At 65.1% G+C, this 20,931-nt stretch carries 16 protein-coding genes and 1 riboswitch; of the genes, 2 read left to right on the forward strand and 14 right to left on the reverse strand.

Going from position 1 to position 20,931, the window contains the following annotated elements:
- Window positions 1-7 precede the first annotated feature (7 nt).
- From B059_RS0108400 to B059_RS20775, 3 genes are all read right to left on the reverse strand, one after another.
- The gene (locus B059_RS0108400; protein WP_018077801.1) at window positions 8-3,838 is read right to left on the reverse strand and encodes a YhdP family protein; all 3,831 of its coding nucleotides are present in this window, start codon (window positions 3,836-3,838) and stop codon (window positions 8-10) included.
- Between the two features lie 80 nt (window positions 3,839-3,918).
- Window positions 3,919-4,317, reverse strand: coding sequence for an RNA-binding S4 domain-containing protein (locus B059_RS0108405; RefSeq protein ID WP_018077802.1), 399 nt, complete (start codon window positions 4,315-4,317; stop codon window positions 3,919-3,921).
- Window positions 4,307-4,444 (reverse strand): hypothetical protein, encoded by a 138-nt coding sequence (locus B059_RS20775; RefSeq protein ID WP_018077803.1) that lies wholly within the window; start codon window positions 4,442-4,444, stop codon window positions 4,307-4,309. The genes B059_RS0108405 and B059_RS20775 overlap by 11 nt, the downstream gene beginning before the upstream one ends.
- Before the next feature lie 112 nt (window positions 4,445-4,556).
- On the opposite strand from B059_RS20775, the gene B059_RS0108415 reads away from it, so the two are divergent.
- Entirely contained in the window at window positions 4,557-5,255 is a 699-nt protein-coding gene (locus B059_RS0108415; protein ID WP_018077804.1) for a pirin family protein, read from the forward strand.
- Window positions 5,256-5,296: 41 nt separating this feature from the next.
- Window positions 5,297-5,866, forward strand: a complete 570-nt coding sequence (locus B059_RS18860) for an NADPH-dependent FMN reductase (RefSeq protein ID WP_018077805.1) — start codon at window positions 5,297-5,299, stop codon at window positions 5,864-5,866.
- A 43-nt stretch (window positions 5,867-5,909) separates the two neighbouring features.
- On the opposite strand, the gene B059_RS0108425 is transcribed toward B059_RS18860, so the two are convergent.
- The 11 genes from B059_RS0108425 to B059_RS0108475 form a co-directional block, all read right to left on the reverse strand.
- The gene (locus B059_RS0108425) at window positions 5,910-6,635 is read right to left on the reverse strand and encodes a PEP-CTERM sorting domain-containing protein (protein ID WP_018077806.1); all 726 of its coding nucleotides are present in this window, start codon (window positions 6,633-6,635) and stop codon (window positions 5,910-5,912) included.
- A gap of 202 nt (window positions 6,636-6,837) precedes the next feature.
- Window positions 6,838-8,676: a S8 family serine peptidase gene (locus B059_RS0108430; protein WP_026177398.1), complete on the reverse strand. Its 1,839-nt coding sequence runs from the start codon at window positions 8,674-8,676 to the stop codon at window positions 6,838-6,840.
- A 72-nt stretch (window positions 8,677-8,748) separates the two neighbouring features.
- A riboswitch (cyclic di-GMP riboswitch) is annotated at window positions 8,749-8,825 on the reverse strand.
- Window positions 8,826-9,056: 231 nt separating this feature from the next.
- Entirely contained in the window at window positions 9,057-9,185 is a 129-nt protein-coding gene (locus B059_RS21390) for a leucine zipper domain-containing protein (RefSeq protein WP_018077808.1), read from the reverse strand.
- 38 nt (window positions 9,186-9,223) lie between these two features.
- Window positions 9,224-10,444 carry a PepSY-associated TM helix domain-containing protein gene (locus tag B059_RS0108440; RefSeq protein WP_018077809.1) on the reverse strand — a complete coding sequence of 407 codons (1,221 nt, stop codon included), beginning with the start codon at window positions 10,442-10,444 and terminating at the stop codon, window positions 9,224-9,226.
- Window positions 10,445-10,559: 115 nt separating this feature from the next.
- On the reverse strand, window positions 10,560-12,656 hold the full coding sequence (locus B059_RS0108445) for a TonB-dependent siderophore receptor (protein ID WP_018077810.1): 2,097 nt from the start codon (window positions 12,654-12,656) through the stop codon (window positions 10,560-10,562).
- A 229-nt stretch (window positions 12,657-12,885) separates the two neighbouring features.
- On the reverse strand, window positions 12,886-13,647 hold the full coding sequence (locus tag B059_RS0108450) for an HpcH/HpaI aldolase family protein (protein ID WP_018077811.1): 762 nt from the start codon (window positions 13,645-13,647) through the stop codon (window positions 12,886-12,888).
- Between the two features lie 6 nt (window positions 13,648-13,653).
- Window positions 13,654-14,862 carry a type III PLP-dependent enzyme gene (locus B059_RS0108455; protein ID WP_018077812.1) on the reverse strand — a complete coding sequence of 403 codons (1,209 nt, stop codon included), beginning with the start codon at window positions 14,860-14,862 and terminating at the stop codon, window positions 13,654-13,656.
- Complete coding sequence (locus tag B059_RS0108460; protein ID WP_018077813.1) at window positions 14,853-16,685, reverse strand: IucA/IucC family protein; 1,833 nt, start codon at window positions 16,683-16,685, stop codon at window positions 14,853-14,855. The genes B059_RS0108455 and B059_RS0108460 overlap by 10 nt, the downstream gene beginning before the upstream one ends.
- Before the next feature lie 13 nt (window positions 16,686-16,698).
- Window positions 16,699-17,874, reverse strand: coding sequence for an MFS transporter (locus B059_RS0108465; RefSeq protein WP_018077814.1), 1,176 nt, complete (start codon window positions 17,872-17,874; stop codon window positions 16,699-16,701).
- Window positions 17,871-19,736 carry an IucA/IucC family protein gene (locus tag B059_RS0108470; RefSeq protein ID WP_018077815.1) on the reverse strand — a complete coding sequence of 622 codons (1,866 nt, stop codon included), beginning with the start codon at window positions 19,734-19,736 and terminating at the stop codon, window positions 17,871-17,873. Before B059_RS0108470 ends, B059_RS0108465 begins: the two co-directional genes overlap by 4 nt.
- Entirely contained in the window at window positions 19,718-20,926 is a 1,209-nt protein-coding gene (locus tag B059_RS0108475) for an ATP-grasp domain-containing protein (protein ID WP_018077816.1), read from the reverse strand. Before B059_RS0108475 ends, B059_RS0108470 begins: the two co-directional genes overlap by 19 nt.
- Between the last annotated feature and the right edge of the window lie 5 nt (window positions 20,927-20,931).

Here is a 20,931-nt window from a genome sequence, read left to right on the forward strand (position 1 = left end):
TCCACGATCAGGGTTCGGACACTTGGGGTTCGGCTTTGGCCTTGGGCAGCCGCTTGACATCGGGGGCCTGCCACGCCCCGGTCACCATATATTCCTGGCTGATGACCTCTTCGAACGGGTCGCGCAGCAGTTTCTGCGCGGCCAGTGCGCCCACGCCTGCCAGCGGCCCGCCGAGCAGGGCGCCTGCCACGGCCACGCCTTCGGACAGTTTCGGAATCACCTTGACCCTGAGCTGCACGGTTTCCTGGTTGAGATCGGCCAGCCCCGACATGTTGACCTTGGCGGCCGGCCCGCGCATCCTGAAGTCATCGCTGTAGACCACGCCGCGCGCAATGCGCAGGGTGGCGCCGATGTCGTCGAAGGCATAGCCTTCATTGAAGATATCACGGAAATCGAAGTTCAGCCGGCGCGGCAGCGATTGCAGGCTCAACACGCCGAGCAGTTTGCCGGCACCTGGATCAACCTTGAGGAACTGCCCGCTTCTGGCCTTGAAATCGAGCTGTCCCGCCAGTGTGCCGAACGCGAAATCGGCGGGCGAGCCTTCCCACGTGGCATTGCCCTGGACCGTGACAGTGCCGCGTTTGAGCGTATCGGGGTAGCCGAAGCGGGCCAGAAACTTGCCCGCATCGTGCACATCGAGGCTCAGCTCCGCCCGGGTTTCGCCCCGGCCGCTGTCGCGCCACAGGCCGCTCATGCGAAACACGCTGTCGGGATGCGTGAGCTGCAGGGTGTCGATCATCAGGCCTTGCGGTGTGCCACGCGCCACGGCTTCCAGCCGCCCCAGCGCATGGTCCTGCAGACGGAAATCCTCCACCGTCAGATCCAGCATCGGAAAATCCACTGCATCCATGTTCATTTCATCGGTCGCCCCGCTCGCCGGCATTCTGGCGGGGATGGTCAGCTGCCTGAACTGCGCCGACACGCGGGCGGGCTGCTGGGAGGGCTCCGCTCCGCCCCGGTCTGAAGTGCCGGTGGAAGCGGATGCGCCGGCCGGACGATAGGTCAGCACACCATTCATGTCGCGTCCGCTCACCTGGGTACGCAGCAGGCCGTTGCGGGTACGCCCCAGCAGGCGCACATCCTGATAGCGCCGCCCCATCAGGTCGAATGCGTCGAACCTGAGATCGATGGACGACAGCGGCAAGCTTGCGCCGCTTCCGCCTGCGGGCAACAACGCCATCCAGCCGGAGACATCCAGGCCGCGCCCACTGCCGGCCAGACGCAGACCGGGTTCGTTCGGCATGACCGCCTGCCCGTCAAAATGGATTTCGCCGCGGGCGAAGCCGCCTGCTGCGGTGCTGCGCCACAGCGCGCTGAGGGTTCGGCCCAGCCGGACCTCGTTCAGCAGGGCATCGCCCTGCGGCTGGCGGATCACCAGCAGCGGCAGCGTCTGGGCGGCCGCTTTGGCCAGCGGCACCGGCAGGCTGGAGCCCAGCCCGGCCAGATCGGACTCGATGCGGATCCGTTCCCCTTCCGGTTCAAGGTCGATCTGGCCGTGCCACCCGGCCTGTCCCGACAGATGCTTGCTCCACGCCGCATTGAGCCACGGCGCCATGCCGGCCGCGGTAGCCCGTCCCTGCGCCAGAATCTGCACCTGGCCGTTGCGGGTGGCGGCATCGATGCGTACCGGCCCGCCCAGAAACTGAGCGGCGATGCTTTTCGCGCTCAGGCTGTCGCCGGTGAAATCGATGTCGCCGCGCACTTGATTGAGCTGCGGCAAGCCGGCTGTCAGCAGGGTATTGCCCAGAAACGACAGGGTGCCGGCCAGCGTGGTATTGCGGCTGTCGCGCAGCGGCACCTGCAGCTTCAGGGCGAGCCGCATCGGCCCGTTGCCGTCCAACTCGTCGGTGAAACCGCGCAGGCGCTCGCCCACCGGACTGAAATTGGCAAAGCGGATGAAGTCCCGGATCGGACCATCGGCCTGGCCTTCGATATTCAACTGCTCACTCCGATGCAGCAGATCCGGGATGACGGCTTTCACTGGCGACAGCGCCACACCGTAGATTCGCGCCTGGCTGGAAGTCACTTCCATGGTCTTGTCGTGGAACAACAGGCGCGCCTGGATACCCTCGATGCGCGGCCAGTCCGGCACATAGTCGATCACCGCGTTCTTGACCTGCGCATCGACGCGGAACACGCCATTGCCTTGGTCGAACGGAAACCGGGCCAGATCGCCTTTCAGGGTCATCCGCACATCATCGGACTCGCCAGCCACGACACCCTGCTTCACCCAGTCGACGGTGTGATCGCCGATTGTTTTCGGCAGGTAGCGGTATACCGCGGTGCCGTCGGCACGGCTCAGATGCGCGCTCAGATCGATCACGCCGCGCTGCCCCGGGATCAACTCATAGTGCCCCTTGGCGGTGCCTGCCATGTCCTTGTTGGCGAAGGCCATGTCGTCCAGCGTCAAGCGCCGGCCGCGTGGCGTTTTTTGCCAGTTGCCGCGCGCGCGCAGGCTGGCGAACTCAAAAAGCGGCTCACGGAACAGGCCAGGCAAACCGAGTTCCAGCCGGTCCGAGTCGATCTCGAATGCGCCTGCGCGCGCATCGCCTTCGATGCGTCCGGACAGGTTGGCCAGTCCGGGCTGATTGCCGGCTGCCGTCACCCCCAGGCCGGTAAAACGGGCGGCAATACTGAAGTTGTCCAGCCCCGGCTGCGCTCCGCTCCAGCGGAATCGCACCGTGTCGAAGCGCCCTTGCGGCTGCAGGGCTTGCAGGCGCGCGCGCAGTTCGGGCGCCATCGGCAGGCTCGGCAACAGTGCCTGCCAGCCGCCCAGGCTAAAGGCTTGCGCGGTGATCTCGCGCGACGTGGCATCCCAGGCCAGTCCGGCGTTGAACGGCGCACCCAGGGCCGCACCCGGCCGCGCCACGCGCAGATTTTCAAACGTCACCTGCTGGCCGCCTTGGCTGCGCTGCCACCTGGCCTGCCCGCGCAGCTGCGCCAGCCGCAACGCGGGCAGGCCTTCGCCGAGCACGGCGCCGATCGCGCGCAAATCCAGGCCTGCTGCCACCCCGGCGAGCGCGCCGTGCGCCACGTCGAGCTGCAGGCTCAGCGCGCCCCAGCCCTGTTGCGGCTGATACGGCAAGGCCAGCCAGGCAGCGAGGCGCGGGAACGACACCCCGGCGACCGTGGCGCCGATGATGCCGTTCCAGGTTTTGAGATCGTTCGCATTGCGTGCACTCAGCTTCGCCTCGATCGTCAACGGCCGCGCCAGGCTGGCCGGCGGAGTGGCGCGCAATTGCAGGTGATGGGTGCGGCGCACATTGGTCAGCGTAAAGTCGACCGCCGTCAGGATCAGCGGCGGCGCATTGCGTACTTCGTCCAGCCAGGTGAGCGTGGCCCTGCCTACATGCACCCGCCCCTGCCGCAGCAGCCAGTCGGAAAAACCGCTGTCGGGTGCGGCCGGGTTGACGGGGATGCCGCCGACATAAAAGTGCCCGTCGCGCGCGCGCCTCACCCCCAGCGCCAGCCCCTGCAGCTCAATCCGGTTGAAGCGCGGCTCCAGAAACAGCAGCGAGCGCCAGGCAAAAGCGGCCTCGAGCTCGGGCAGGTAAAGTACCGGGTGGCCCTGCTGGTTGTGCAGGCGCACGCCCTGCAGCCGGAACTCGGGGCGTGCCTGCTGCCACACTCCGGATACGGCTTCGAGCGTCACGCGCTGTCCCAGCGCGCGCGACATCAGATTCGCCACCGTGTCGCGGTGTTCGGCGATGTTGGGCAACACCCAGAAAAACATCAGCGCCGCGGCGGTCGCGAAGCCGAGCGCGGCAAGCGCAGCCAGGGCCGCCAGCCAGCGCGCGGCACGGCGCAGGAACAACGACAGGGCGGGGGAAACGGTCATAAAGTGCGGTTCTCGGAACCATCGATTCTATGCGTTTGCCCGCGTATTGCGCGAAAGGAGCGGTGGTAAATTCTTGCATTTCATTCGCCGGTGAAGCGATGGATCTGCCGCCGGTCGCGCTTGGTAGGGCGCCCCTTGATCGCCGCTGCCGGGCTGGCTGCCAGCTTGCGGTCGCGCGCCTGCTGCTGGCGGCGTGCATGGCTGTCCGGGTCTTCCTCGTACAAGGCCTGCGCCAGCGGCGCCGGGCCGCGCTGCATCGCCAGCGCACGCACCGTCAGCGTCCAGACAGATTCGCCGGTGTGGATGTCCAGCCGGTCGCCCGGCCTGACTTCGCGCGCAGGCTTGACGCGCTCGCCGGTGAGTTTCACGCGACCATGCTCAATCGCCTGGGTCGCAAGGCTGCGCGTCTTGAAAAAGCGCGCCGCCCACAGCCACTTGTCCAGCCGCATCTTGTCGGGTGGTGCTTTCTCAGCCGGCATCGGACTCTCCTGCAAGCCTGTCGGGGGTCCGTCCGACCTCACCGCCGCGCCAGGCCGGACGCCGGATTTCGCGCGGGTTGCCGTCGATGGCGCCGGGAATGGCCATGGCGTCCGGGGGCACAGACATGGTCTCGGATCACGTTGAATGAGTCGGTCCAATTGTGCCGGTTTTGCCAGCAGGAAACCACGCCTATAGTCAGTCCATCGCCTGGATGCCAGGCCAACCCGCAGGAGACATCATGCTGACTGTGCGCAAATCGTCCGAACGCGGCCACGCCAACCACGGCTGGCTCGACAGCTTTCATACCTTTTCCTTTGCCGGCTACCGCGATCCCGAATGGATGGGGTTCGGCGCGCTGCGCGTCATCAACGAAGACCGTATCGCACCGGGTGCCGGCTTCCCCACCCACCGCCATCAGGATATGGAAATCGTCACCTGGGTGCTCGCCGGCGCGCTCGAACACAAGGATTCGCTCGGCAACGGCGGCGTGATCCGTCCCGGCGAGGTACAGCGCATGCGCGCCGGGCACGGCATCGCCCATAGCGAGTACAACGCATCGGCGACCGAACCGGTGCATTTGCTGCAGATCTGGATCGAGCCGGACACCGACGGGCTGGAACCGGGCTACGAGCAGATCGCTTTCGCACCCGCAAGCCTGCAGGGCCGGCTGCGGCTGATCGCCTCCAGCGATGGCCGCGAAGGTTCGGTGACGATTCATCAGGATGCGACGATTCATGCGGGCCGACTGGCGGCAGGCGATCGCGTCAGTCTGGCGCTGGCACCGGGGCGGCGTGCCTGGTTGCAGGTCGCAACCGGACGGATCAAGGTCCAGGGCTATCCGCTGGAAGCCGGCGATGCAGTAGCGATCCGTTTCGAATCCGGCACCAAAATCGAAGCATTGGAAGCCAGCGAGCTGGTCGTGTTCGATCTTGCCTGAAGGCCCGATACAATCACCCGTTTTTGAACGCAAAGACATCCATGCCCAAGATTCTCGCTTTTTCCGGCAGCATTCGTCGCGACGCCTGGAACCGCAAGCTCATCCAGGCCGCGGTGGGCGCCGCCCGCGCCGCAGGCGGCGACGTCACCCTGATCGACCTGGCGGATTACCCACTGCCGCTCATGAACGAGGACCTCGAAGCGCGCGAGGGCCTGCCCGACAACGCGCAGCGTTTGAAAGCGCTATTCAAGGCACACGACGCCCTGCTGATCGCCAGCCCGGAATACAACAGCTCGATCCCGCCGCTGCTGAAAAACACGATCGACTGGGTATCACGCGAATGGCAGGGTGAATCGGGACTGGCGCCCTATCAGAACAAGGTCGCCGCCATCATGGCCGCGTCGCCGGGCACGTTTGGCGGCATGCGCATGCTGCCGCACCTGCGGCAGATCCTGAATACCCTGGGCGTGCTGGTGCTGCCCGGCCAGTTCTCGCTGCCCCACGCCGACCGGGCGTTCGACGAGGAGAACGGCGCGCTGAAATCGCCGGCGCGCCTGCACACGCTGGTGCTGGAACTCGTCAGTACCACAGCGGCGCTGAAGCGGGCATGAAAAAGGCGCCGGCTGACCGGCGCCTTTTCGCAAACTCGCAGAATCAGGCCAATTTGCGGCGGCGCGCCAGCGCGAAGCCGACCAGCCCCGCGCCCATCAGCAGAAGGCTGGCAGGTTCGGGGATGCTGCCGCCACCACCACCACCGCCGCCGCCGTCACCCTCATAGTTGCCAAATAGAAAACCGCTGTCGGAACAATTCGTCGAATTGCCACAATTTCCCGCAGTCGTCAGGGACTGCAAATGTGCGCCCAACTGGCCGGAGCCTGCATCATTTGACAGTGCGATCGGCGCATCCAAAAACACTGCCTCAGTAAGCAAACTGGACGCCGTCATCGTGAAGGTAAGGTTTACGGTGTTTGTCACATCAGCCGCATTGGGCGGGCCGGCGGGATCCAGCGCTTCAAACATAAAGGCCACCCCTCCTGCCCCCTGCACAGTCGCGGGCGCACTGATGGCCCAGTCAACGGGGCTGAAGTTGGAGAAAACATAATCGGAAGCCAACCCAGTCAGGTTGAAGTAAAACTCGTCAAGCTTGGCGTTTGGATGGAGCGGCGAGTTGATATCGACGGTCCAGAGCGCCACGTTTGATGTGGTATCTCCCGTGATGGTGACATCGATAAACAGGTTGTCTGGACTATCCGGACGAATATCACCGGTCAATTGGGAGGTAATGGTAAACGGGATCGCATGTGCGCCTTGCGTCATTAAAACCAAGGCAAGTGCGGAGGCGGAAAAAAATACTGATGTGGAAATGCGGTCGGTTTTCAAGGTCTTCTCCTTCACGGGATATCGGTATGTACTTACTCAGCAAGCATCTTTTGTTCCACATGAACAACGACTCCCCAACACATTGAATGAAAAGCTTCTTATTGGATTTTGAAAATTTTATTTCCGTCCCGCTTTCTTTTCCGTAAAAAAATCCGACAAAAAAAAAGCGCCTCGACGGGCGCTTTCTTACTGTACGGCATGCCTACTTGTAAACCGTCACCGTCCTGCTCGTCGCGTTGCCCGAGTTATCGGTAACGCGCACGGTGACGCTATGCGCGCCTTTGGTCAGCTTGCGGGTGTTCCAGTTGTAGCTGAGCGCGCCGCCGTAGGCGAGAGCCACTTCCTTGCCGTCGATGACCAGCGAGATTTTGGCAATACCCTGATTGTCGGTAGCGCTCACACTGACCATCTGCTTGCTGGGCGAAATCGTCATGCCGTCGGTCAGGCTGAAGCTGCCGATGATGGGCGCGATACTGTCGTTGCCGACCGTAACCGCAACCGACGGTGACGTGCCGCGGTTGCCCGCCGCGTCATAGGCCTGCACGCTGAGGGTGTAGCTGCCGTCTGCCTTGCCGGCGGTGTCCCAGGCGAAAGCAAAGGGTGCCAGGCTGTCGCTGGCGGCCAACTGGCCGTTGACGTAGAAATCGGCACGGGTTACGCCGACGTTGTCGGAATAATTGACATCGACCGGCACCACACCGGATACGCGCCCGCCGGTGGGCGAAGCAATGCTGACGGAGGGAGCCTGGGTATCGGCGGCGACGGTCTGCTTGGCGTTCAGCACCGCCGCTGCAGCATTGACTCGGCCGGAGCCATAGTACGGGTCTTGGCCGGCCGCGCCGAGATCGAGCGAAGTCGTTTTCAGGATGCGGTCGACGTCGGCCGGAGTCAGCTTGCCGTTGGCGGACAGCATCAGCGCCGCGGTGGCGGCAACCACGGGGCTGGAAAACGAGGTGCCGGAGGCGTTGGAATAGCCGCCGCCGACGGTGGTGGTGTACACGCTCACCCCCGGCGCCGCCAGGTCGACATAGGCGCCATAGCTCGAGAAGCTGGCGCGCGCGTCGTTCTGGTCGGTGGCGGCGACGCTCAGCAGGGCGTCGCTGGCCGCAATGCTCTCGAGTCCGCCACTGTTGCCGGCGGCCACCACCACCACGCCGCCCTTGCTGCGCAGGTATTGCGCTGCCGACTGCACGGTGGCGCTCCCGGACACGCCGTTGTAGCTGACGTTCACCACCTTGGCGCCATGGTCGGCAGCCCAGTAGATCCCCTGCGCAACCGTGCTCCAGTAGGCATAGGCGTTGGCGTCGGCAATGCGCACCGGCATGATCTTCGCGCCCCAGGCCACCCCCGCGCTGCCCTTGGCGTTGTTCGCCGCCATCGCCGCCACGCCGGCCACCCAGGTGCCGTGGCCGTTGACATCGGCGGTATTCGAGTTGTTTTCGTACACGTTCCAGCCCGGCACCAGATTGGGCGCGAGATCGGGATGGGCGCTATCGATACCGGTATCCAGAATGGCGATGGTCACGCCGTTGCCATTGGCGCTGTCCCAGGCGGCGGGAGCCTGGATCTTGGGCAGAGCCCAGCTGCTGCCATAGGCAGGATCGGATACGGTGGCGGCAGGCGCGACCGCCATATCGAGCTCGGCATATTTCAGCTTGCGGTTCTTGCGCAATTCGCGCATCGCCGCGACTTCATCGGCTCCCGCGGGCAATTCGACTACGTGCATGTTCAACTGCCGGATATAGCCCTTCGAGCGTCCGTTCACGGATTTCAGCGCCTGCTCGAACTGGCCCGTGGACAGGCCGGCACGCGGCGCAACCAGCAGCCGCCCGCGCGCCCAACCGACATACGGCGCGGCTTTTTCGACCACTGCCGGGGGCTTGTTGCCCTGCGCCGATGCCGGAGCCGCTTCGCCGAAGCCGGCATACCCCGCCAACAGGGCAAGCAGCAACAGGCTCAATGAAAAACCCGATGCACTGCCGCTGCGGTAGCAACGGCGATGGTCGGAAAGCTGGACAGGAAACGGGCAATGGTGCGGCATGATGAGTCCTCGATCGAAAAAAACAGCCTGAATCGGGACAGACAACGCACCTAACGCCAAACGGTCTCACACTACGGCGACCCCGCTGCCTTTCTCACAGGCCGGAAGCTTTGCGTCCCCGCTTCGCAACGGGTTTGCCCTTGTACAGGTTATCAACAATAACGACGATTATTCATCAGGCTTGAGCGCTTGCGCAAAAATCTGTTCTTATATTTATCAAAGGGTTACAAAAAACACCCCCTCCTCCTCTACCGCGCAAAAACGAAAGCCCCCGCTCAGGGGTTCCGAACGAGGCTTTCGTTTGCCATTCCGGATGCGTAATGAACGCACGGTTTCATCGCCCGCTCACCGGGAGTCAGCCCGGGCGACCCCAGGCGGACTTACTGCGGCAGCATGCCGGCCCTCGCCACGAAATACTTGCGGGCCGCGGGCAAGCCTATGGTCTGGATTCGTTCGATCAACAACTTACGCCCTGCAAAGGTCGTTCTGGCATTCTTATGGCTGTTCATCCGGTTGGCTTCCTTGGGTGGCTGAAGCGTCGAGAACTCTAGTCTCCCAGGACCTTCCGGGTGGACAACCTATTGAAACGACACCTAGGCTGGTGCAGTAACGACGGGCATTGTGGCCGGCTTGTCTCCCCGGGTGCTAACGGATTGAACGGACCGGCGGCGCATCGAACGGCCGGACGTGCGGGCTTGCGCCTGCTGCGGTTTGCCCACATCGCCACGCCTGTCACGAGCAGCACGAGCGGTGCGAGGCCTACGACGACTTGCAGGACGCGGGTCGGAGTGCCGGCGATTGCCCCGACGTGCAGCGGATAAAAGGTATTGAAGACGCGTGTGCCGCGCAGCGCCAAAAGATCGCGTTCGACCTGCAGCACCGTGCCGGAACGGGGGTCGAGATAGACGAAGTTGCGTCCGTTCGGGTGCGCCTCGTTCGGGCGTTTCTTGCGCACGACAAGCGGTGCGGTCGGAGTTTGCGGCAGGCTGATCCAGGTGGTGGGTAACGGCAGCGCGCGGTCGGCCGCGTGCAGCAGCGCGTCAATCGTCCGTACGGACGCGTCCGATCGGGCGGGTCCGATGCGCGGCGCAGGCGGGCGCGGTGCGCTCACCGTCACCGCGTCGACGAGATCGATCGCGGTTTCATTGAACACGAAGGCGGCGCCGGTTGCGGCCGTAACCGAGAGAAACAGCACCGCGTAGACCCCGGTCGCTCGGTGGAGGTCGAAATTCAGCCTTTTCCAACGCGCGGACCACTGGACTTTGAAGCCTTGCGAAAGCTTTCCGTTTCGCGGCCACCAGACGACGAGCCCTGACACGCACAGGCCGAGCAGCAGCAGGCCGCCGAACCCGACTGCGGTTTCGCCGCGCTCGCCGGCCAGCAGTTCGGTGTGCAGCAGCGCGAGCCATCCGAGCACGGACTCGCGCTGGCGATGCGTGCCGAGGATGCTGCCGCTGTAGGGATCGATATAGACGAAGCGGTCGTGGGCGTTGTTGAGCTTGACGAGGTAGGTCTCGCGCGGCGAGCGCGGCATGCGGATCGCGAACAGCCGCTCTGCTGGATATGCGCGCTGCACCGTTTGCACCACGTCTTCCACCGCGACGCGCTCACCCGATCCCGATGAGACGAGCAACTGCGGGTGGGTGAGTGCTTCGAGCTCTTCGCGGTACACGAGCACGCTGCCGGTGAGTCCCGTCACCACCAGCAGCAGTCCGACGAAGAGGCCGGTATAGAGGTGGAACTTGACGAGCAGACGGCGCGCCGTCACCGCGGGCGCCCTCCGAAGTCGCGCCCCGACGAAGAAAAGGCGTGGCGCGTTGTCGTCGGCGCGGGTTCCGTGCCGCGTCGGCGCGAGCCGGACTGCGCGCGGTATGCAGCGGCGATCAGAGCTCGACCTTCGCCGTCAGCTTCAGCGTGCGTGGCGCGCCGACTCCGAGCAGACCGTTACCGGCCGTGCTCCAGTAATTTTCATTCGTCACATTGTCGATCACGGCCTGGAAGGTCGTGCGTTTGCCGCTCAATTTCGTGGTGTGGCGGGCGCCGAGCGAAAGCGTGGTGTAGCCGTCGACGAAGGCCCGGTTTTCGTTGTCCACCGGACGCTTGCCGACGTAATACAAGCCGCCGCTCAGCGCGAGCCCTGGCACACTGGGCAGCCGGTATTCTGCAAAGAGGCTCGCCGTGCGCTCGGGGGTGTTGTCGGGCACCTTGCCGAAGGTCGCCGGATTGGCCGCGTTCTGCTGCTCGGCGTCGAGAAAGAGGGCGGATGCGACAAGCGCCAGGTTGCGCGTGACTTCGCCGCTGGCCGCGAGTTCGACGCCGCGGTACTGGGCGAGGCCGTTGAGGACGAAGCGGTTGGACGCGTCGACCGTCGTCGAGGGCCGTTCGATGTCGAAATACGCGGCCTGCAGCAGGATGCCCTGGGCGATCTCGGCCTTGACGCCGATTTCCTTTTGCTTCGACAGCGCGGGCGGCAGCAGCTCGCCGGCATTGGCGCGGTTTGCCGGGGCCTGCCCGCTTTCCTCGAGCCCCTCGAGATAGCTGCCATAGACCGAAACCCCGGCTACCGGCTTGTACATGATCGCGACGGACGGATTGACGTCGTCCGCTTCGTAGCGCGTGCTCGTCGTTTCGCTTTCGTAACGGCTGGCCCGCGCGCCGAGCATGAGCTGCCACTTTTCGCCGAAGGCCATGCGATCGAACAGATACCAGCCGCGATCCTCGATCGTGGACGGATTGTGGCTGGGAGCCGAGGGAGCGGTCTGCTCCGGCACCTCGGTCGGATCGTAGAGATTCTGTGCGACGCTGACGCTTCCGCCCGACCGTGAATTCTGGTCGCGCTGGTTCGCGGTGTAGCCGAACGACAGATCGTGGCTGACCCACACGCCAGGGATGTGACCGAAGATTTCGGTGCGGTAGTTGCTGTTCTCGTATGCCTGGTTCGGGCTGAAGAAGATTTTAAGCGTGCCGTCGCCGGTCGCGAGGTTGTAGTTCTCGAATTGCGAGAAGCGGCGGTCGCGGTTGGTCTGCGCGTGGCCGGCTTCGAGCAGGAGCCCCCAGTCGTCGCTCAGCACATAGTCGGTGCGGAACAGCACATTGGTCGCGTCGGCATCGTAGGTCTGCCACTCGCCGCCGAGATTGGTGCGGGCGTCCGGAATGGATGGGAGCGTGATCGTCCCGTCCGAGTTGGGAGCCAGGACCTTGATAGCCGCCTGCTCGGATACGTCCTTGCGATAGTGCTCGACGTCGAGCTTGAACGACAGCGCATCGCTGGCCTGCCAGTCGAACGCGACCGCGCCGAGCGCGCGCTCGCCGGAATAATTGTCGACGCCGATATCCTCGCGGCCGGCGAGCAGGTTGACCCGCGCGCCGAACTGCTGGTCGTCGCCGAAGCGGCGTCCGACGTCGGCGTGCACGTTGGCGCCGCCGTAGTGGTTGGCTGACAGCGCGAGACTCGACACCGGGTCCTTGCCCGCGCGCTTGGTGACGAGGTTGACGATGCCCGACGGCGGCACAAAACCGTAATAGAGTGACGAGGCGCCCTTGAGCACTTCGACGCGCTCCTTGTTTTCGAGCGGCACATCGATCAGGTTGATGATCGGCAAGGAACCGTTGAGCCGGTAGTTGCCGCGGTTCTCGACCAGGATGCCACGGATCGCGATGTTGTCGTAGGTCGAGCCGTTGAGTTGCGAGCGGGTGACGCCGGCGGTGTTGCGCAAGGCGCCGAACAGCGTCGAAACCGCTTGCGCGTCAAGCACTTCGCGCGTGACGACGTTACTGGTTTGCGGCACGTCGAGCGGCGAGGCTTCGCGGAAGGTGCCGACCTGGACCGTATCGGATTTGAAGCTGCCCGCGTATTCCGACCAGACGGTAACCGTGTCGAGTTCCCCGCGCGGGTTTTCCCGGGGAGGCTGGGCGTTGGCCGGCGACGCCGAGAACGCGATCGAAAGTGCGCCTGCCAGCGCGGAGAGGTGGAATTTCATGGATCTGACCTTTTTTCGTTGCATGAATGGAAGTCGCCGCAAAGCAAAGTGCTGGCTGGGATCCATCCCCGCGGAGGGAGCGGTCAGTGGCTGGCAGGGCGCCTCGATACCCGGGCGTTCATGATCGGGAAACCAAAACTATGCGAATAATAATGGTTCCTATTATCGATGTCAAAACACCGGGCTGCGCACCGAACGGGCGACCGCCCGGCTTTGCTTCGCGCGGCAGTCATTTGAATGTCGCGAGATGGGCCTTGATCGCCCGGAAGCTCACGCCACGGTCGTCGCCCAGCAAATACGCCTGCACGCCGCGCGCTTTCCAGCTGGCGGCCTGTTCGGCGATGCGCGGAATGGCGCAAAAAGGAATGCCGCGAGCCGCGCATCCCGCCGCGATTCTTTCGATCGCCTCCTGCACGATCGGATGTTGGGCCTGCCCTGACACGCCATAGGACTGCGACAGGTCGATCGCGCCTTCGAGCACCATGTCGATGCCAGTGACGGACAGAATGGCGTCGAGATTGTCGACGCCTGCGCAGTCTTCGATCATGGCCACCACCATGATTTCCGAGTTGGCGCGCGCGAGATAAGTCGCCAGGTCGATAGTGCCGAAGCCGGTGGTGCGGCCGCCGCTGATGCCGCGCATGCCGAGCGGCGCGTAGCGGCTCGCCGCAACGGCCTGTGCGGCATCAGCGGCGGTGCGTACGTGCGGCACGACCACGCCCTGCGCGCCGCAGTCGAGCGCCCGCAGAATGACGTCGGGCGCGGCGCTCGGCACACGCACCAGCGGCGTCACACCCGCGCATTCGGCGGCCCGCACCATGTTTTCGAGTGTCTCGGGATTGACGCAGACGTGTTCCATGTCGAGGATGACGAAATCGAATCCGGCGTAGCCGATCATTTCGACGAGCAGCGGCGACGGAATCGAATTGAGCAGGCCGAATACGGTCTTCCCTTCGGCGAGCGCGCGTTTGAGGTGATTGGTCTGCAGCATGCGGCCTTAGTCCACGGGCAGGTACCACTGCGCCGGATGTGGGTGGCGCAGGAAGTCGTGATGCGAAATGTGCCAGGCGTAGGCGCCGGCGTAGGGGAAGACCAGCACGTCGTTGCAGCGCACCGATTCGACCGGGACGTCGAAGGCCAGCAGGTCTTTCGGCGTGCAGAGCTGGCCGACGACGCTGACGCTTTGATTCGATGCGTGCGGGCGCGCGAACGTATATGGCCATTGGTCGACCGGTAGCACGTGGAAGGGGTGGCTGTGGCCTTGCGCGTAGGGCGTGCGAAAGTGATGCGATCCGCCGCGGCCGACCACAAAGGTCTTGCCGTGGCTGTGCTTGATGTCGATCACCTGCATCGCATAGTAACCGCAGGCCGCGGTCAGGTATCGGCCGAGTTCGAAGCGCACGCGGACGCCGGGCATGCCACGTTCGCTCAGCAGCGCGGCCAGCCCGGCGCTGAAAACCGGCCAGTCGAATTGCCGATCGGGCTGGCGGTAATTGACGCCGATGCCGCCGCCGACGTTGACGTGGTCGATGGCGAGATCATGCGCCTCGCACCAGAGGCGGGTCTGGGCCAGATAGGCCGAGACGAGCTGCAGATGGGCGGCGGCGTCGAGCTGGTGCGACAGCAGATGGAAATGAAAGCCGCGCAGGCGGATCTCGGGACGGGCGCGCAACCATTCCAGGCATTCAGGCAATTGCTGCGCGGGAATGCCGAACGGCGTCGGCTTGCCGCCCATCATCAGGCTTGTCTCGGCGAGCCCGTCGAGCGTCAGGTTGATACGCAGGGACACCGGCACCGTTCGCCCGGCGCGGACGGCGATGTCCGCCAGTCGCTGCAGCTCGTGCAGGCTTTCCGCATGCAGACAATCGATGTCCTGTTCGATCGCTTCCCGGAGTTCATGGTCGAGCTTGCCCGGGCCGCTGAAAATCACCGGCACCTCGGCGAAGTGTTCGCGCACCCAGGCGAGTTCGCCGCCCGACGAGACCTCGAATCCGGCGACCTGCGATGCGAGCGTCTGCAGGATCGGCAGTTCGGAATTGGCCTTGATCGCGTAATACAGTTCACAACCTTCAGGCAGGCTGCGGACCAGATTCGCCGCGTGCAGCCGCAGCGCAGCGAGGTCGTAGACATACGCGCACAGCGGCGCACCAGCCTCCTCCTCGGCCGCGCGCAGGCTCGTGAACACCTCGGCCAGTCTCAGTTCCACGCGCGGCTCTCCACCAGCGTGCCAAGCGGGTTGTTAACCGGAAGGTAGCCGGAAGCGCGATCCGGCCGCTTGAAGAAGCGGTTGATCAGGTTGGCCTTGCCGGGAAATGGCTCCCCGGCCAGCAGCGCATTGATGCAGCGTGCCGAGGCGTCGTCCCCATACTGGTTCTGATAAGCGTGCAGATGGTGGCGCACGACCGCCCACAGGCGATTCTGCAATACCGGGCTGCCCGCGCCGATCTGGTTGATCGCCTCGCAGAAATTGTTGACGAATAGACAATAGGCGATGCGCTTCCAGCCCTGCTCGGCGCTGTACCAGAGCGCTTCACGGGCGCGCGGGCTGATACCGTCCAGTTGCTTGGCGCCGAAGCGTTCCTGCACCAGCTTCACGCCTTCGAAGTCACGCAGGAAGACCTGCCGCACTTCGCCTTCGGCCACGCCGATCATGACGTTCTGCAGATGCGGCTCGAAAATGACGCCGTGCGCGAAATAGCAGTACAGCACCGGGTACATGAGTTCGCCGACGTAGCGCGAAAACCACGCCTCGGCGGCCTCTTCGCGCGACGGTCGCGACATCGCGTCCAGCAACTCCCCCATCCGAGCTTCGCCGTAGACGTGGTTGCCGAACAGCGCGCCCGCGAGCAACGGCGTCACGCCCGGATGCAACACGTCACCGAAACCGCGTCGCAGGATCAGGCCGAAGCCTTCGGTGATCGCCTTGTCGGATTGGGCGTCGCCCGTTTTCAGATCGGCCGAAACAAACGCGGGCTCCTCCATGATCGCGACGCCGGGGAAATGCTGCCGCAACTGCGGCGCGAGGGTGCGCATGATGCGGGTGACCTGCAGCGCGCCTTCGAGCTCGTAGATCGCGTTCTTGCGCACGCAGTTGGTGATGCGGACGTTGAGCGAACACTTGTAGAAATAGGGATTGTCGGGATGGAACAGCGTGCGTATCGACGAGGTCGGATAAAACAATGCGCCCCGTTGTCCAAGATCGCGGATGCGGCCACTGCCGATCGCTGCGGCGACGTCCGGATGGCCGAGCAGATGGCGTGCCTGCCAGGGATGGGCAGGCAGCAGGAAAAAATCCCCATCCACGGCAATGTCCGCCGGCGCCTGTTCGGCGACCAACCGGTCGCAGGGCTGGGCGAGCACCGATTGCTGCAGCAGGAATTCGCGGCGTACCGCGAAATAATGCAGCGCAAAACGCGTCCCCATCTCCGGTGAATAGCGTTGCATGTCATCCTGGGAAATGCCCTGGCGGCTTTTCGGGGCGGGATGGAACGGGTGGCCGAACACCAGCGACTGTTCAGACTCGACGAAGGCCTGCAAGGGGCGCGGCGAAAACGGCCCGGGGCACGCTGCGCCCAGCACGGCGGCGGTGACCGCCACGCTGTCCTCGATCTGCTGCATCAGTTCGTCGTTCGCCGGTTGGCCGCATTTGAGCGACAGCTCACGCAACAGCAGCCCCGCCAGCGCCTGCCAGTCGAGCAGAGCCCACGGTTTACCCGGCGCCTTGCAATACATCGGCGAAAGGTAGCGGTAGTTCCCGGTGGCGCATGCGCTGTCGACCACGGTCAACACGCGCTCGCCGGTGAGCGGCAGACGAAGGTGCATAGCGCGGCCGCCGGTGCTCCGCAGCGCAAGGTGCACCGATGCGGGGCTGTCGCTCTGCCCGAACAGTGGGCCCACGCTCAGCTGTCCCTCGGGCCCCGCGACCTCGCGGCAATAACAGTTGAGCAGCGTTTCCATGGAACGCCGGCCGGCTTCCTGTCGCGTCAGGGATAGCGGGGCGATCGCGCCCGCCAGATGATGTGAATGCATGCTTTCTCCAGGGTCAGGGATTTCGTAGGGCCAAACGATGAAAGGCAACACCGGCGAGATAAGCGCCCGCAGCGAACAAGGTGAACGCCCCGATGAAAAACGGCGCTCGCAGATCAAGTGCCTGGACGGCCGCGCCGGCGATCAGGCCGGCCCCGACGGCGCCCCACTTGGCGTTGCTCTCGAACCAGCCAAAGGTACGGCCGGCGTTCTCGCGCGTCACGATCGCCGCGATCAGCATGTGCAGGCTCACGAAGCCGAGCGTCATGCCGAGGCCCATCGCGATGCGTGCGGCAGTCAGTCCGGCGAGCGTCGGAAGCAGCGCCTGCGCCGCCAGCGCGCCCGCAAGCACAAGGAAGGACAGCGACAACGTGGCGAGTAGACGCCCCTGTCCGAGATGGCGGCCCAACGGCACCGCACACAGCAGATAGACCAGATGCGGGATGCCGAACAACAGCCCGGCCACGACCAGCGACGGCGGCGCGGAACCCGCCTGGGCGAATGGAATGAAATAGGGAAACGTCAGCACGGTGGCGAATACGAACGCGAACTGCATGGCGTAGATCAGGCTCGCGCGCGCTTCGGGCACGCCGCTCCGGGCGCGGGTCGCAGGTTGGGCACCTGCGTCCTGCGGGTGTCCCGACGGCAGCCGCGCGATCAACAGCGCGGCAACGAGCGGCAGCAGCGCCAGGTAACGGTAGAGCACGAGCGGCGACTCGACCGTCATCAGCAAGCCCAGTCCGGCTGGCGCGGCAACCAGCGCCGCGCGCGCCGACCACTGCATCAAATTCAGACTGCGCGAGAGCGCGGCGCCGCTGACCACCGTCGCCAGATAGGCGTTGGATGCGGCGAAGGTGCCGCCCAGCAGGCCTTGCAGCGCGAGGGCCAGGGCGAATACTGCGACATTGGGTGCGAAGCCGGCCAGCAGGAAACTGGCCGCGAGGCCCAGTTGCGCGCGCATCAGCAGCAGTTTCTTGCCATAGCGGTCGGCGAGCCGCCCCCACCAAGGGCTGCTCACGGCGGTGAAGAAGATCGGCACGATGTAGAGCCAGCCGGCCAGGTAGGAGGCGTCGCTGTGCAGCGAGTCCTCGAGGATCAGCGCGAAGAAAGGCGGCATCCCGAGCGCCGCGAACGCGGCGACGAAATGGCAAACCATGATCGTGGCGACGGCGCGCCGCGTGTCGAGGCTCATGCCAGCCTCAGGAAGTTGGGCGCGCTGCGGCCGTAGAACTTGTTGACGTCGGCCGCCCCGGTTTCGCTTTTCTCGGCGAGGGTCGCGGCGATCAGCAGATATTTGATATAGAGCCGGTCGTCGTCGAGCAGCACACGGCGCGCCGGCGCCACGTCTTCGCCTGTGGCCGCCAGCTCGTCGAGCATGGCGGCGATGCACTCGCGCACCCGGTCGTGCAGCGCAGCGGCCGGCACGCCGAGCCGATCCGCGTAGACCTCGGCGAGCACCGCGATGTTGAGCTGCAGCGTGATCGTCGTGAACATCTGCGCGAGCGGCAGCGCGTCGGCGACGAAGATGCGGCGATCGCGCAGATCGGCGACGCGGCCTGCGAGATCCGGCCAGCGCCGCGCCAGCGCGTCGAAATGGATGCGCCCCGCGTCGTTGTCCTTCAGCAGCAGGCGCAAGCGCGGCGCCTGTCGGCTCAGGACGAGGACCGAGTTCTGCTGGTTCGATTCGAGCGCAACGCCGTAGCGCAGCCACAGCGTGAGGTGCAGCCTGAGCGTCAGGTCAAGGTAGTCGTCGAAAAAGGCCGCGAGGTCGCCTGCATAGAATTCGGCCGCGATTTCTTCGGCCACGGTGGCGCCGCCGGGCGCCGCGGCGAGCAGGCTCGCGACCGGGACCAGTGTGCTTTCGCCGAGCGCAGCGACCGGGTAGCGGCGCAGGATGTGGCCGAGGAAGGTGCGGTGGTCGACATGCGCGCCGCAGCCCTCGAAGGTCAGCAGCACGCGCCCGGAAAGCGCAGGCTCGCGCGCGGCGATGTCGGCGAGCAGCGTCTGGAAGCGATGGCCGTCGTGGATCGTGCTCGGCTTGATCGTGCGGATGTTCTTGGCGCCGAGGGTGCGGATCGTCAGCGGCAGCTTCAGATGCCATTCCGGCGCGTCGAGCAGCACGACCGTGCGCACAGACAGCGTCGGCGCCACCGCGAGCCAGGGGTCCGGGGCACGCACGACACTTTGACACAATCCGGCGTCGTCGAGGAAGGCGTCGAGTTGATGCGCCCAGACGAAGGGATGCACCGGGAGCAGGACGTGGGTAGTGGCCATCGCCGCCGGCAGGCCGACGGCTTCGACGGTCGGCCAGGGCGCCGGCGGGGCCACGCCGTCTTCGGCGCTCGGGTGATAGAGGTCGCGCGGCACCGCGAGCCAGCGCAGCATGAAAGGGCGCTGGAACTCGGGACCGTAGGCGGCGAGCGCGGCGGCATCGAAGCCGAGTTTGGCGCGCGCGGTCGGATAGAACGGATGATCGAGGAAGGCGCCGAGCCGGTCGTAGTGCAGCAGCCGCGCGTGCCAGTTCGGTAGCCGGGCGCCCGGCGCGCTGCCGTAGGCCGCGCGGAACTCGGCGAACCAGCGTTCGCGCTCGGTTTCGCCGGCACGCCGATGTTCAGCCGCGACGCGGCATTCTTCGGCGAAGTCGGCGAAGCGCGCGGCCGCGGGCGCCGCGAGGCCCTGCGCGAAGCAGGCCAGGATGTCCTCGACCGTATGGAGCGATTGCAGTCGGCGGCCGTCGTCACATACGAGCGGCAGGGCGGTACTGCGCCAGGTCTGCATGAAGGTGGATGCGACGACCGGAATCCACAGCACGCTGCTGCCGAAATGGCCGATCTCGAGCCAGGCATCGGCGTCGCCGAACGCCGTGAGCGCGGGCGACACCGTGCCGCCCGCGCGTACCATCGCGCGGCTCACACAGGCGCGTACGTCTTCGCGCAGCAGGGCGTCGACGACACGCTGGCAGATGTAACCCTCCGGCGCCGTGTCTCCCCCGCGGGACGGGTCGGCGGCGAGAGCGGTTTTCGGGGCGGGCGCGTTCATGCCGCGATCGTCCATGCCAGTCCGCTGCTAATCCGGTCCATTTCCCGGCCCAGGCGCTGGAGGTCAGCGCCGGTACCACGCAACACCCCGAGGTAGTCCTTGTTGGAGTGGGTCAGGATGACCGTCTCACCGACCGCTCGCAGCGGTTTGAACGTGATCTGGGCGTCTTCCGAGTGACGATCGAATGCGTTGGGGGCGCCGGTCAAGCGGCCTGCGGACTGTGCCGTGAAATAGCGGATCAGTGCTGCGCCCGGTGCGACGTCGATCTCAGGGAGCGGCTCGCCGGCGTAAAGATCGAGAATGATCTCGAATAAAGGCAGTCCGAGCGTGTCCTGCAGCAGGAACTCGCGGTAGTCTCCGATGCTGCGATAGTTGATCTCGATCAGCCGGGGGCCGGAGCCAGTCATTACGAACTCTGTGTGGCACGCGCCAAATCCGATGCCGAAACGGCGGATGATTTCGACTACTTCAGTTTCCTGATCGAGCGTCAAGCCTGTCCCCCAGCTCGCTTCCAGTTCTACGAAATACGGCGGCGGCGACAGTTTTACCCGAAACCCCCCGAGTACGCAGAGCCCCTTGTCATCGCCGAGCGTTTCCAGCGTATAGAGCGGGCCTGCGATGTATTCCTCGAGCAGCAGGGGCTGGCCCGGCTGTTTGCTCCACGCCGCGGCGCATTGTGCGGCGAGCTCGGCGCGGTCGTGGGCGAGACTGACCTGCTGGCTGGCGACGCCTTCGCGCGGCTTGACGATGCAGGGAAATGGCACGCCGTCGACGACACGCGCGAGCCCTGCCGGGTCGCAGACCACGGCGTGCCAGAGCGTGTCGAGTCCGCGCGCCTTGAGCCTGGCCCGCATTTCCGCCTTATTCTTCGCGCAATAGGTGACGTGCCAGTCCTTGCGCGGCAGGCCGAAGTATTCGGCGGCGATCGCAGCGCTCGTCTGTAGATGATCGCTGTTGGAAAAAACTGCCGTCGGCGCCTCGGCCCGACAGGTGATCGCATCGATGACCGCGAGCGGATTGAATACGTCGCAGGCGACGATTTCGTGGGGATAGGCGGCAAGGCCGGGCCGGCTGAAATGCTGCCGATGCGCCTCGGCATGGTCGGTCAGCAGGACGACCGACAGGCCGCGTCGCTGCGCCGCCGGAATGAAACCGTCGTTGACCGAATCGGTCGGCACGTGGGCCAAAAGGATGATCTCTCGCATGACCG

It is taken from the genome of Thiobacillus denitrificans DSM 12475 (assembly GCF_000376425.1).
Classification (GTDB): Bacteria; Pseudomonadota; Gammaproteobacteria; order Burkholderiales; family Thiobacillaceae; genus Thiobacillus; species Thiobacillus denitrificans.

What these genes read in the sequence shown, in the direction of transcription:
- B059_RS18860 (WP_018077805.1), top strand. Translation starts at nt 5,297, where the DNA reads ATGCCCAAGATTCTCGCTTTTTCCGGCAGCATTCGTCGCGACGCCTGG.
- B059_RS0108415 (WP_018077804.1), top strand. Translation starts at nt 4,557, where the DNA reads ATGCTGACTGTGCGCAAATCGTCCGAACGCGGCCACGCCAACCACGGC.
- B059_RS0108450 (WP_018077811.1), bottom strand. Translation starts at nt 13,647, where the DNA reads ATGCTGCAGACCAATCACCTCAAACGCGCGCTCGCCGAAGGGAAGACC.
- B059_RS0108445 (WP_018077810.1), bottom strand. Translation starts at nt 12,656, where the DNA reads ATGAAATTCCACCTCTCCGCGCTGGCAGGCGCACTTTCGATCGCGTTC.
- B059_RS0108475 (WP_018077816.1), bottom strand. Translation starts at nt 20,926, where the DNA reads ATGCGAGAGATCATCCTTTTGGCCCACGTGCCGACCGATTCGGTCAAC.
- B059_RS0108400 (WP_018077801.1), bottom strand. Translation starts at nt 3,838, where the DNA reads ATGACCGTTTCCCCCGCCCTGTCGTTGTTCCTGCGCCGTGCCGCGCGC.
- B059_RS0108460 (WP_018077813.1), bottom strand. Translation starts at nt 16,685, where the DNA reads ATGCATTCACATCATCTGGCGGGCGCGATCGCCCCGCTATCCCTGACG.
- B059_RS0108430 (WP_026177398.1), bottom strand. Translation starts at nt 8,676, where the DNA reads ATGCCGCACCATTGCCCGTTTCCTGTCCAGCTTTCCGACCATCGCCGT.
- B059_RS0108405 (WP_018077802.1), bottom strand. Translation starts at nt 4,317, where the DNA reads ATGCCGGCTGAGAAAGCACCACCCGACAAGATGCGGCTGGACAAGTGG.
- B059_RS20775 (WP_018077803.1), bottom strand. Translation starts at nt 4,444, where the DNA reads ATGTCTGTGCCCCCGGACGCCATGGCCATTCCCGGCGCCATCGACGGC.
- B059_RS0108470 (WP_018077815.1), bottom strand. Translation starts at nt 19,736, where the DNA reads ATGGACGATCGCGGCATGAACGCGCCCGCCCCGAAAACCGCTCTCGCC.
- B059_RS21390 (WP_018077808.1), bottom strand. Translation starts at nt 9,185, where the DNA reads ATGAACAGCCATAAGAATGCCAGAACGACCTTTGCAGGGCGTAAGTTG.
- B059_RS0108465 (WP_018077814.1), bottom strand. Translation starts at nt 17,874, where the DNA reads ATGAGCCTCGACACGCGGCGCGCCGTCGCCACGATCATGGTTTGCCAT.